Below are 13436 nucleotides of genomic sequence, written 5' to 3'. Positions count from 1 at the left end.
AGTCCGCTGCGAGGCCTTTAGCAAAACTTCGCAGCGGCACGTTGCCGCTAAATCTATTGAATACATTATGAAGAACATTATGTTGTTTCTACTGGCGCTCGCCATGAGCTGCCATGTAATGGCCCAACAGACAACAGTTACCGGTACGGTTACCGATGGTACCGATAACTCGCCCATGATTGGAGCCAGCGTACTCGTGAAAGGTACCGCTACAGGTACCATAACCGACATCAATGGAAAGTTCAGTATCAGTCTCCCTGCCGGGAAAACCGTACTTACTTTCTCCTCCATCGGTTATCAGCCACAGGAAATTACACTTAAATCCGGCCAGACTACCGTCAGCGTCGTGATGAAAGAAGATTCCAAACTGCTCGACGAAGTCGTTGTAGTAGGTTACGGAACCATGAAGAAAAGCGACCTTTCGGGAGCGTCCGTTTCTATGGGCGAAGACAAGATCAAAGGTTCTATTATTACCAATCTCGACCAGTCGCTGCAAGGGCGTGCTGCCGGTGTAACGGCGGTGTCTACTTCCGGTGCTCCGGGTTCATCCTCTTCTATCCGCGTACGTGGGCAAGCTACCATTAATGCGGGCGCCGAACCCTTGTATGTTATCGACGGTGTTATCGTGCAAGGTGGCGGTAACAGCGGTTCCGACTTCGGTTTGGGCGATGCGCTGGGTAACGGTAAGGTTTCTACCATCTCTCCGCTTTCCACCATCAACCCGGCGGATATTGTGAGTATGGAGATTCTGAAAGATGCTTCGGCCACTGCCATCTACGGTGCCCAGGGCGCCAACGGTGTAGTGCTGATTACTACCAAACGCGGTAAGGTCGGCGAAGCAAAGTTTACGTATGACGGCATGATGGCCGTGCAACGCCAAACCAAACGCCTGGATATGTTGAACCTGCGCGAATATGCCGAGTTCTACAACGATCTGGCTTCTACAGGTCAGGTAAAAGAGAGCAACTACTATGCCGACCCTTCTTTACTGGGTGTGGGTACGAACTGGCAGGATGCTATCTTCCAGACGGCCTTGCAACACCAACATCAGGTGTCTGCACAGGGTGGAAGCGAGAAAGTTCAGTACTATGTGTCGTCTTCTTATATGGATCAGGATGGTACGATTATCGGTTCTAACTTCAATCGTTTCTCTGTCCGCACCAACCTGGACGCTCAGTTGAAGAGATGGTTGAAACTAGGATTAAGCGCCACTTACTCTACCACCAACGACGACTTGAAGCTGGCCGATAGCGACGAGGGTTTGATTAATTACTCCTTGACCACTCTGCCCGATATACCTATTTATAATGTAGATGGCAGCTATGCAACCGTTGTTCGGGAAGGATATACCAATCCCAATCCGGTGGCATTGGCGCTGATGGATGATATCCTGTTGAAGCGTCAGAAACTAACAGGTAACATCTTCTTTGAAGTAACCCCTATCAAAAACCTGGTATGGCATGCCGAATTAGGCTATGACATCAGCAGCTCCAAGGCCGACCGCTATCAACCGATGGTCGACCTGGGCGGATGGTCGCGCGCTTCTAACTTTAGCAGCATTCAGAAGAACAGCAGCACCTTCTGGCAACTTAAGAACTATGTGACCTACAATGGCGCTATTGATAAACATTACTATACTGTGATGGTGGGTCAGGAGTGCTGGGAATCAGAATACGACTTTACCAGCGTTTCCAATACCGCATTGCCTTCGGACGAAGTGCATAACCCATCACTGGGAACAGGAACTCCGTCTATCAACTCCGGTTTCGGTAGTGCAGCCATGGCCTCTGTCTTTACCCGCCTGAACTATAACTACGACGATCGCTACCTGGCTACCTATACCTATCGTTACGACGGTTCTTCTAACTTTGGACCGGACAACCGTTGGGCGGGCTTCCACTCGGTAGCTGCTTCGTGGCGTTTCTCTAACGAGAAGTTCTTCGAACCGTTTAAGGATATAATCGACAACGGTAAACTCCGCCTGGGCTGGGGGCAAACCGGTAACTCTAACATCGGCTCTTATGCATGGGGTTCTTCCATTAGCCGCATGCCTTCGGGACTGGGTACCGGATATCGTCCTGCCAACATAGCCAACTCTTCCATTCGCTGGGAATCGCAAGAACAGTTCAACGTAGGTTTGGACGTTAGCTTCCTGAATAGCCGCATCAACCTGACGATAGATTGGTACAAGAAGACTTCCAACGACATGTTGATGCAACTTCAGTTACCTTCCTACATGGGTACGCAAGGTAACGGCTCTTCTGCATTGGCAGCTCCTAAGGGTAACTATGGTAGCATTGAGAACAAAGGGGTTGAATTCACCCTGAACACTCGTCCGCTGATAGGAAACTTTGAGTGGGACTCTGACTTCCAACTATCCATCAACAGGAATAAACTGAAATCCCTTTCGGGAACTTCCAACGTTCAAATCCCAGGTTACGGACAGTGGGGCGACGTAATCAGCGTATCCGAAATTGGTAAATCGCTGTACAACTTCTACGGTTATGTTTGCGATGGTGTTTACACAGACCTTGAAGACATTCAGACTTCTGCGAAGCCTTCTAAATATCCCAGTGACGGTAACTTCAACCGGGGTAACACCGTTTGGGTGGGCGATATTAAATACAAAGACCTAAGTGGTCCTGATGGTGTGCCCGATGGTGTTATTGACGAATACGACCGCACCAACATCGGTTCGCCCATGCCCGACTTTACCTTTGGCTGGACAAATACCTTCCGTTATAAGAACTTCGACCTCTCAATCTTTATCAACGGTTCTTACGGAAACAAGGTAATGAACTACATGAGCATGAAGCTAACGCACATGAACTCGGCCTGGACCAATCAGTTGACTTCTATTAAAGATCGTGCAGTGCTTGTGCCTATTGATGCCAGCATTGTGTATGCAGATGGTTCCCAGTGGTACGACCATATAGAAAACATTAAGGTAGCCAACCCCGGAACTTCTATTCCACGTGCTTCGCTATCCGACCCTAACGATAATGACCGTGTGAGTGACCGTTACATAGAGGATGGTTCTTACATTCGCTTGAAGAACATTGCATTGGGATACACATTCCCCAAGAAGATGGTAAAGAAGATCGGTCTGGAGAACCTACGGCTTTATGCCAACATTCAGAACCTGCTGACGATTACCGGTTATGACGGCTACGACCCTGAAATAGGTGCCAGCACAGCCGACTCGCAAGGGTATACATACGGAGTGGATAACGGACGTTATCCGTCGCCTACCGTTTATTCATTTGGAGTGAATCTCTCATTCTAACAGTTTAAAAACAGAAGATATATGAAAGTAAAGAATATAAAATATTGGGCGTTTGCAGCAGTGCTGAACATGGGATTCACCTCTTGTGATGATTTCCTGGATCGCCCCACAGAAGATAACTACAACGTAGATAACTTCTACCAGAACGATACCCAGTGCATTCAGGGTGTAAACTACCTGTACAACTCTCCCTGGTATGATTTCCAACGCGGATTCATCAAGGTGGGCGAGGTGTTTTCCGGCAACTATTACATGGGAAGCAGTCCTTATCTGGACTTTAGCGTGAACGGTACGGATGCCGATTTGATTAACATGTCTTACTCTTTGTGGGCAGTGAATGCACATGCCAATACGGTGTACTCCAACCTGCAATCGGCCAACGCTTCCGAAGCGGTAATCAATCAGTGTATGGGCGAGTGTCTGGCATGGAAAGGCATGGCATACTTCTACCTGGTTCGTACGTTTGGCGATGTGCCCATCATACATGATAACAATGCGGAATTGGCAGCCGGTACGTACAACGAAAAGTACAAAGTGAAGAGAGAAGATGTGTACGAGTACATTGTAATGACGCTAGAGAAAGCGATCGAGTTGCTTCCTGCCGCCACCAAATTCGACGGTCGCATTGATCAATATGCCGCTAAGGCTCTGCTGGCTAAAGTGTACCTGACCAAAGCGGGTGTGAGCGGTACGCTCAACAGCAGCGATTTGGCTAAGGCTGCCGAACTGGCGAAAGATGTGATTGATAACTCCGGTCGCCAACTGTTGGATAACTACTCGGATGTGTTCCGTTTGGTGAACAATACAAACGAAGAATGTCTCATCTCCTGGTTGTGGTATCCTACCCGTGACCCATGGACCGCGCAGAATACATTGCAAAGTGACTTGGGTATTGTGGGCTTCAGCGAGTTTGGCGACTGTTGGGGCGGTTACGCCGGTATGTCGGTTGACTTGCAGGATGCGTTCGGAGCCAACGCCCTGGACGATCCAAGCTCGCGCATTGATACGGATGTTCGCCGCAAGGCTACGCTGATGCTTCCGGGAGATAAATACGAATACTTCTGGACAGATAAAGGTGGCTTCGATTACCTGAAGTTCCTGTACGATGTGGATAACTATGGCAAGGGAGGTCCGGGTAGTTTGCAATCGGCTACCGGTTCAAACACCGTGAAACACCTCTTTGGCAATGGTTACGACCACCAACAAGCCTTGGGGCTCTCGGCTGGTAATATGTGCAGCGGTTTGGCTACGCACCTGCTGCGCCTGTCGGATGTTTATTTGGTTTATGCCGAGGCTATGATGGGTACCAATTCTTCTACAAGCGATGCCAGTGCTATTGATGCGTATTATAAGGTGCGCAGTCGTTCGGTGGCTGCTGCTACCCGTCCCACTACCATTACGTGGGATGATGTATGGAAAGAGCGCCGTTTGGAACTGGCTATGGAAGGCGACCGTTGGTACGATTACGTACGATTGTCGTACCACAATCCGCAGAGGGCTATTAATGAGTTGAAGGGCCAACGCCGCAACGAAATCTACAGCCTGGACAGTGCGTATGAAAACTATTACGAAACAGGAAAGTGGTCGTATGACGCAAGCGAGGTAAGATACAACACCGATACCCCAGCTCCCAACGTGACGGAAAGCAGCTTTACGTTGCCCTTCCCGACAGAGGACGTGGTGTTCAACCCGAATCTGATGAAAGACCCGATCTCGGTGGATGTTCGTACCGAATTTAGTTATTAACTCTAATATCTTGAATGATGAAATCGAATAAAATAGTTCTAAACTGGTTCTTTGCGGCAGCTGTTGTCGTAATGGGCTTCTCAATGACGGCTTGCGAGGACGAACCGGATAAATACGAAGTGGCGGGTGGCATACCTACCGTGAAATATGTTCGGGTTCCCAACCCGGCCGCAGCCGACTCGCTGCTGGTGGGCGCTTACATGGACAATACCATTTGCCTGGTGGGGGAAAACCTGCGTAGCATTTACGAACTTTACTTCAATGACCAAAAGGCTGTTCTGAATACCAGCTACATGACCGATTATACGGTATTGGTTGATGTACCGGGCGGCATCCCTACGGATGTGACCGATAAAATCTACATGATTACGAAGGATAACCAAACTGTAGCGTACGACTTTAAAGTGATTGTTCCCGCTCCGCAGGTAGCGTCTATGTCTTGCGAATATGCACACCCGGGCACGGAGGTAACGATTTATGGCGATTACCTGTTGGATGATCCGAATGTGCCGCTTACCATTACCATGGCGGGCAATGTGCCTGTAGCCAATATAAGCAAAATCACGAAGACGGCTGTTAGCTTTATTCTTCCGGATAATGCTCCCGAGGGTTACATAACAGTAAGCACAATCTATGGCTCTTCCCGTTCTGCTTTCCAGTATCACGATACACGCAATATACTGTTCGATTGGGATGGTTCTCATGGTGGTATGGCAATCGGTCACGGTTGGCGTGACGGTGTGGTGCGGGATGATGAACTGGGTATTGACGGTGCTTACCTCTACTTTGGTGGCATGGAGATGCTTGGCGAGATTGGTGCCACATGGGCGGAAGATAACTTTGGTTTCAACTACTGGCCCGAAACGCCTGAAAATCCTAAAAATCCTGAACTAGCAAGGGACTACCCCGAGCTTTCATCTTTGCCGGAGTTTGCCGCTATGATTGAAGAATATGGCGTTTCCGGTTTGCAGTTGAAGTTCGAACTCTTGGTTCCTTCTTCCAACCCTTGGCAATCGGCTGCTTTGCAGATGATGTTTACTTCGAATGCAAATGTAACTATGCCAACCGAGAACAATGCTTTCTACTCCGATACAAATTTGCCTCGCGGCTTGTGGATGCCTTGGAGTGCAACCGGTTCTTATGATACGGCCGACAAATGGGTAACTATTTCGTTCCGGCTATCCGACTTTACCAAAACGCACGAAGGGGCAGCTTGCGGAACGGCATTCTCTGCCGATTACCTCACCGGATTGACCTTCTTCGTATGGCACGGTGGTGTAGCGGGTGCCGATTGTAATCCGGTATTGTGTATCGACAATATTCGCGTAGTACCTATTGAGTAACCTTTAATAATGAATACTGATATGAATAAAACATATAAATTGCCGGCACTTTGGATGATGTGCCTGATGCTCTTCAGTGGTTTGTCGTTTACGGCTTGCTGCAATGGGGAAGACGAAGATACGAACCAATTCCTGGGTGGCGTTAACCTGAATGTCTTCGGACCTTGTCCGGTGGCACGCGGCGGCGAACTCCGCTTCATCGGTAGCGGTATGGATAAGATCACCTCTGTTGAGATTCCCGGTAGTGGCGATGTCACAGAGATTAAGGTAATCAGCAACGAAGAGATTCGGGTGACGGTTCCGCAGACTGCAACGCAGGGCTTAATTGTCCTGAACTGGGCGAACGGAACGATTACCACAAAGACCGAAATCACCTTTACAGAACCTATCGAGTTGGAGGCTGTTACCCCGGCTACCATCAAAGCGGGCGAGGTGTTGACCATTACGGGCGACTACCTGAATCTGATCGGCGAGGTGATCTTTGTGGATGATGTAACCGTACTTGCCGAAGACTTTATCAGTCAGTCGCGCAAGGAAATCAAACTGACGGTTCCTGCCGAGGCGCAAACCGGTAAGATCATCATCTCGGATGGTGCCGAAATTCCTAACTGGATTTACTCTGCCGATGAACTGATCGTGACCCTGCCTGCCGTCGAAGAAGCACTCGACCTGACGGGCAAGAAGCCGGGCGAAACCATCATCATCACAGGTAAAGACCTTGACCTGGTGAAAGCCATCCGGATGCCGAACGGCGACGAAGTGGAATTTGTCTTTGAAACGAAAGAGGCCGGTCAAACCATCAGCTTTGTGCTGCCGGATAATATGACGGACGGTGAAATTGTGATGATCCCCGCTTCGGGTGTGGCGGTAGTTATTGCCCGGATCGGTATGGCGCTGCCTACGGATGTAGTGGCAACTCCTGCAACCGAACTTCGCGGTGGTGCGGTTATCACGCTGACGGGTAAGAGCATGGAACTGATCACAGATATCACCTTCCCTGGTGTGGAGGCGGCTGTGGCGCCCGATGCGCAGAGCGCAACGGAGGTCAAAGTAACTATGCCGGATGCGGCTATCAGCGGAAATCTATTGCTCAACACGGGTAGCGGTGCTTCGGTAGAAGTGGCCATCGAAACGCAGAAACCTGAGTTCGGCTCTTATGTAAATGATGCGGTTTCTCTGGGTAACGAGATTGGTATCCTGGGTAAGAACCTCGACCTGGTGGCGAAAGTAATCTTTACCGGTGGCGCTGAAATGGAAGTGACCGCCCAGTCGCCCACTTCGCTGACGTTTACCATGCCTACCATGAACGTGGAAACCGGTGTGCTTACGCTGGTAATGGCAAATGGTGAAACGGTAGAGACAAGCAAACTAACCATCGAATCGCCTGAGTTCTGCTTCATCCCTGTATTGCCGGGCGAAGACGAGGAGTTGAGAGGCGGCGAGGTACTTGATATTCAGGTGGAGAACGGCGATAAGCTGACTGGTGTTCAGGTGAACGGACAAACCGTGCAGTTCATCATCAACGGCAGCAAGCTTTATATCAGCGTGCCGCAGGTGTCGGGTAAGGGTAGTAAGGTGACGTTGATTTCTTCCAACGGTTCTATCGATTACACCATCGACTTTATTCCTGCTACGGAGATTGAGAATATAATCATGAACGAAATGACCGACCTCGGTTCTTGGGGTAAATCGTTCAGTCTCACTAAAACAGACTTGGTGAACGCAGGCTTTGCAGCAGGTGCTAAATTGCGCTTCTTTGTGAAGACTTATGGGTACACGCAAATCCAGATTAACCATGCGAACTGGGGATCATTCACAACGATTGCATACAATGCCGATGATTGTCCGCCTGTGATCGAGTTTGATGTAACGCAGGAGTTCTACGACTTTGTGATGAATACGGATGATGGCTGGGGCGATACCGGTATCATTATACAAGGCGAAGGATGTATTGTGGATAAAGTGAGCGTGTGGTATGAGATTTCTCTGGAAACCACCGTGTGGAGCGGCCCGGTAACGCTTACCTGGGGTGAAGGCGGACGGGTTGTAGTTCCGGCAGCTGTGTTTAACGGCGTAAAAGCGAATGCCAAGCTACGTTTCTACTTTGGTCAGATAACAGATGTATGGGCACAGGCTCAAATCAATGATGGATCTTGGGGTGGTTTGGTCTTTGAAGAAGTTGGAAGCAACACACTGGTACCAACCAACGACGAGTGGTTTGGATGGACATTCGACACCAACCGCGTAGTCGAGTTGAAACTCACCCGGGATATTCTGGATCAGATTGCAGCTAATGCAGGGGCAGCCGATAGCGACTATCCCGGTGCAGGTCTTATTATCCAGGGCAGCGACTTGATCTTTAATAAAGTTACGATAGAATAGATAAAGCTGTAAGAGGGTGTATTATAAGTCAAATCCTGTCATCTGGAGAATACTATATTAAATGTAGAACAATTCGGTTATGATAACATTCCTCCTCCGCCCGCAAGCGGGCACCTCCCCCAAGGGAGGACACGATGCCGCATGGCAACCTGGGTGCAGCGCCTCGCTGTCCGCATGGTTGTCTCCCTTTGGAGGGAGTACCCGGCTTGCCGGGGGAGGGAGGACTGGCAGAGATATACGAAGGGCAGCGGAGGATGGTAATTGGCAGTGACGATGCACTTATCACTCTTACAAATAATTATTTAAATAAACCATGATGAAAAAGTTAACTATAAAATGTATCCTCCCCCTTGTCGCGGCGCTTGCTTTCGCAGCTTGCGACACGGACGTTGAGCACGACATCCCGCAGGTAAATGCGCCGGTATTTGTATCTTCCGTACCGGCGGATGGCGCAACCGACGTAAAGCACGGCAGCACCACCATTACCGTGAAGTATGATAAGAACGTCTTCTTTGCCACAAGCAATCTATCCGCAATCACTTTGACGGGCGACGGTGGCACCATCGTTGGCGCCAATGTGTACGGCTCAAATACCGATCTGGTGATTGATGTTCGGTTAGAGCGTGGAAAGACGTACTCAATTAATATCCCCGAGGGCGTAGTGCTGGGCCCGAACAAGATGCCGGCGGCTGCCGTGAACCTTCAGTTTGCCACAGCGAATATAGTCCCCTCGTTGGTTAACGCTTCGGCGACGGCTGTAACGCAGAAAGTCTACAACTACCTGGTAGAGGCCTACGGCGGAAAAATGCTGTCGGGTGCTATGGCAAACGTGAACTGGAACACCGAAGAGGCCGACCGTGTACATACATTGACCGGAAAATATCCGGCTATCAATACCTTCGACTATGTGCACCTGCCTTTCTCGCCCGCCAACTGGATTGACTACAGCGATATTTCGCCTGTAAAGAACTGGTGGACGGCCGGTGGATTGGTATCCATCATGTGGCACTGGAACGTGCCGGCCGAGGAGGGTAGCGACGAATACGCCTTTTACAAAGAAGAAACCACCTTCGATGCCGCCAACGCCACCGCCAGCGGCACCTGGGAGAACGAAGTCTTTACTGCCGACCTGGCCAAAGTTGCCACCTCGCTGAAACAGCTACAGAGCGAAAACATCGCTGTAATCTGGCGTCCGTTCCATGAAGCCGCAGGCGGCTGGTTCTGGTGGGGCAAAGATGCCGACTCGCAGAAGGAACTCTGGGTGGCCATGTTCGATTACTTCAAGGCCGAGGGCGTAAACAACCTGATCTGGGTGTGGACCACCGAGACCGGCGACGCCGATTGGTATCCGGGCGATAGCTATGTCGATATCATCGGGCGCGACCTGTACGACAAGGATGCTGCGACCGCAGCCGGTCAGTATCAGACCATCGACGATGTGTATTCGACCAAGCTCATCGGCTTGACCGAGTGCGGAACAGTCGGCCTGATCTCCGAACAATGGACGGCCGGGGCGCGCTGGTCATGGTTTATGCCCTGGTATGACAATGCCAATGCCGAAACCCCGCACGCTTCCGATGCCTGGTGGACGGATGCCATGAGCCAGAGCTTTGTGGTTACCCGCGACCAGCTTCCGGGCTTCTAATACAACATAAGTTCATACCTTTTTCATGGCAGAGGTACTAGAATTGATCACTTTTAGTACCTCCCGCAGGTAAAGGGTATGATAAACGATCCAATTTCCCACAAACCCACAAAAAGAGCTAGTACAAATGAAAAAAGTTACCATCTCTCTCCTCCTCTTAGCCTCGGTCATTGCCCTGTCCGCACAGCCCGCCATGCGAATAGACCTAAGCGGATACTGGAAGCTCTTTGTCGACCAGCAGCAAGGGTTCCCCGTCGGACAATTTGCCATCATTCCTTACGACGATGCCATCGTGCTGCCCGCCACGCTCGACGAAGCGCGGAAAGGGGAGCCGCTAACCTCGTTCGAAACCACCCGCCTGTCGCGCAAATATGCCTTTGCCGGCCGCGCCTGGTACCAAAAAGAAATCAACATTCCTGCCTCCTGGGCGGGCGCCCCCGTGGTACTGCATCTTGAGCGTACTAAACCCACCCACGTATGGGTCGACGGACGATATATAGGCAATTCACTTGTCATCGCCTCCTCCCAAACCTACAACCTGCCCACCGATCTATCCCCCGGCAAGCACCTACTCACCATCCTTGTCGACAATGGCGACGGCTGCGGCTTACCCGAAGTTATCTGTTCCTCCCACCAATGGAGCGACGATACGCAGACTAACTGGAACGGCATTCTGGGGCAAATGTACCTCCAAGCCCTGCCGACGGTACATATCCAGCGGATTCAGGCCTACCCCGACGTAGTCCGGCGGATGGTGACGCTAAAGGCACACATTAAAAACTGTTCCGATAGCGATGTCCACGCTATGCTCCGCATAAACAGCTACCTGTTTAATTCCACCGGGGCCGATGTCCATGCTCCGGCACCCAAAGACATTGAAATCACGGCCCTCGCGGGCGAACACGAATACACAGTCGAATACCCACTCGGCGCCGACGCTCGCCTGTGGAGCGAATACGCGCCCAATTTATACCGGCTGAACCTGACGCTCTCGGCTGCCGGAACCCCTTCCGACTCAAAAGAAATTACCATCGGCCTGCGCGAATTCCGCGCCGAAGGACGAACCCTCACTATCAACGGAACGCCCACCTTTCTGCGTGGTAAGCACGACGGCTGCGTATTTCCCCTCACCGGTTATGCACCCATGAATCGGGCCGATTGGATGCGCTACTTCGATATCCTCCAATCCTACGGCTTCAACCATGTTCGCTTCCATTCGTGGTGCCCGCCGGCCGCCGCTTTTGAGGCCGCCGACCTGAAAGGTTTCTATCTGCAACCCGAACTCCCCATCTGGGGTGGGGTAGACGAAGAAATGGACGGCCCTGTCAACGCGTTCCTCATTCGTGAAGGTCGCGGCGTGATGGACGATTTCGGAAACCATCCCTCTTTCGTGTGCTTCTCCACCGGTAACGAACTTTGGGGCAGCGTCGACGGCATGAAAGGAATTACCCGCTCCCTTCGCTGGTACGACCCCCGCCACCTCTACGCCCTCGGTTCAAACTTCAACCTCGGCTGGCTTGGCGAGCAAGGCACTGAAGATATCATTGTAGCCTGCCGCGTAGGCGGACAAAACGACGAGGCCTACGAACCACACGTTCGCAGCTCCTTCTCGTTTGCCGATGCCATCGACGGCGGACTCCTGAACGCTACTTACCCCAACACCACGATGAACTTCGATGCGGGAGTGGCGAAGACCCGGAAACCCGTCATTGCGCACGAAACCGGACAATTCCAGATATACCCCAACGCCGGCGAACTCAAAAAATACACCGGCGTATTGGCTCCCCATAACCTCGAACGCTTCTGCACCCTCACCCACGACAAATACGGCATCGACAAAGTAGAACGCTTCTTCCGCGCCAGCGGCGCCCTGAGCCTGCTCTGCTACAAAGCCGATATGGAGATGAGCCTGCGCACCTCCACCCTAGCCGGGTTCCAGATGCTCGATATCCAGGACTTCCCCGGACAAGGCACTGCCCTGGTCGGCCTGCTCGATGCCTTTATGGACAGCAAAGGTATCACCACCCCGGAAGAATTCTCGCAATTCAACGCCCCGATCGTACCCCTTTGGGAGAGCGAATCCTACACCTGGAACAACAATGAAATGCTGCGAGGCACCGTCAAGCTATTCAATTATGCCGAACGTCCCTTACAGCACATCGCCATAGACTGGGCGTTGACCGACCCTGCCACCGGCAGCCACCTCAGAACCGGTTCGCTTATGCAAAACGAAATCTCCCGTGGACTGGCAGAGATCGGGGAAGTAGAAATCCCCCTCTCGGATATAAAGGAGGCCCGTGCCCTTCGCCTGACCCTCGCCTTGCGTGGCACCCGGTACATGAACAGCTACAACCTCTGGGTATATCCGGTCGCGAGCGTAAAGAAACCAGCATCGGTCGAGGTCTTTACCCAGGCGAACGATGAACTGCTGCGCGCATTAGCTAAAGGCAAAAAAGTATTACTCATGCCCGCTGCCGACGCCTACCCCCAGCAAACCGTAGGCGGATTGTTTACCAACGATTACTGGAACTACTCGATGTTCAAATCCATATCCGAGAACAACAAAAAGCCCGTATCCCCCGGAACCCTCGGCTACTTGATCGAAGACGAGCACCCGCTATTCGCCGGCTTTCCCACCTCCTCACATAGCGATTGGCAATGGTGGGCGGTGGCAAAGAACGCCCGCCCGCTCATCATGGATCAGCTTGCCTCCGAAACCGGGATGATTGTCGAAGCCATCGACAATATGGAACGCAACCATAAACTTGGTGTCATCTTCGAGTGCTGGGTGGGCAAAGGCAAACTATTTGTTTGCATGGCCGACCTTCTGAAGGGCAGCGAGTATGCGGCGTGCAAACAACTGCTGCAATCCATATATCGCTACATGGATTCCCGCGTCTTTGCCCCGCAATACTCCCTCAGTCCCGACGAATTATCCGCGCTGTTCAATGCCAGCGCGGCCGGACTGGTGATCGAAGGCGTGATAAACGTATCCTATTAACAAGGAAAAGAGATGAGGAAGTACGATTGCTAA

Annotated in this window: 6 protein-coding genes; all 6 read left to right on the top strand. The window is 51.4% G+C overall.

Annotation, left to right across the window (positions count from 1 at the left end):
- Positions 1 to 118 precede the first annotated feature (118 nt).
- The 6 genes from D0T87_RS14225 to D0T87_RS14200 all read left to right on the top strand — a co-directional run bounded on the left by D0T87_RS14225 (position 119) and on the right by D0T87_RS14200 (position 13403).
- Complete coding sequence (locus D0T87_RS14225; RefSeq protein WP_370526853.1) at positions 119 to 3286, top strand: SusC/RagA family TonB-linked outer membrane protein; 3168 nt, start codon at positions 119 to 121, stop codon at positions 3284 to 3286.
- 21 nt (positions 3287 to 3307) lie between these two features.
- Complete coding sequence (locus D0T87_RS14220; protein WP_163175806.1) at positions 3308 to 5032, top strand: RagB/SusD family nutrient uptake outer membrane protein; 1725 nt, start codon at positions 3308 to 3310, stop codon at positions 5030 to 5032.
- A 17-nt stretch (positions 5033 to 5049) separates the two neighbouring features.
- The gene (locus tag D0T87_RS14215) at positions 5050 to 6375 is read left to right on the top strand and encodes a glycan-binding surface protein (RefSeq protein ID WP_163175889.1); all 1326 of its coding nucleotides are present in this window, start codon (positions 5050 to 5052) and stop codon (positions 6373 to 6375) included.
- A 21-nt stretch (positions 6376 to 6396) separates the two neighbouring features.
- On the top strand, positions 6397 to 8757 hold the full coding sequence (locus tag D0T87_RS14210; RefSeq protein WP_163175805.1) for a hypothetical protein: 2361 nt from the start codon (positions 6397 to 6399) through the stop codon (positions 8755 to 8757).
- 313 nt (positions 8758 to 9070) lie between these two features.
- Entirely contained in the window at positions 9071 to 10402 is a 1332-nt protein-coding gene (locus D0T87_RS14205) for a glycosyl hydrolase (RefSeq protein ID WP_370526850.1), read from the top strand.
- Positions 10403 to 10529: 127 nt separating this feature from the next.
- Positions 10530 to 13403, top strand: coding sequence for a beta-glycosidase (locus D0T87_RS14200; RefSeq protein ID WP_163175804.1), 2874 nt, complete (start codon positions 10530 to 10532; stop codon positions 13401 to 13403).
- The last annotated feature ends 33 nt before the right edge of the window (positions 13404 to 13436 follow it).

It is taken from the genome of Bacteroides sp. 51 (assembly GCF_010500965.1).
In the GTDB taxonomy this organism is placed as follows: domain Bacteria; phylum Bacteroidota; class Bacteroidia; order Bacteroidales; family Bacteroidaceae; genus Bacteroides.
The sequence above is the reverse complement of the archived record's forward strand: the minus strand, read 5'-3'. Positions and strand labels throughout refer to the sequence as shown.

Coding starts and splice junctions, on each gene's coding strand:
- D0T87_RS14225 (WP_370526853.1), top strand. CDS start 119: ATGGCCCAACAGACAACAGTTACCGGTACGGTTACCGATGGTACCGAT.
- D0T87_RS14215 (WP_163175889.1), top strand. CDS start 5,050: ATGAAATCGAATAAAATAGTTCTAAACTGGTTCTTTGCGGCAGCTGTT.
- D0T87_RS14220 (WP_163175806.1), top strand. CDS start 3,308: ATGAAAGTAAAGAATATAAAATATTGGGCGTTTGCAGCAGTGCTGAAC.
- D0T87_RS14200 (WP_163175804.1), top strand. CDS start 10,530: ATGAAAAAAGTTACCATCTCTCTCCTCCTCTTAGCCTCGGTCATTGCC.
- D0T87_RS14205 (WP_370526850.1), top strand. CDS start 9,071: ATGATGAAAAAGTTAACTATAAAATGTATCCTCCCCCTTGTCGCGGCG.
- D0T87_RS14210 (WP_163175805.1), top strand. CDS start 6,397: ATGAATAAAACATATAAATTGCCGGCACTTTGGATGATGTGCCTGATG.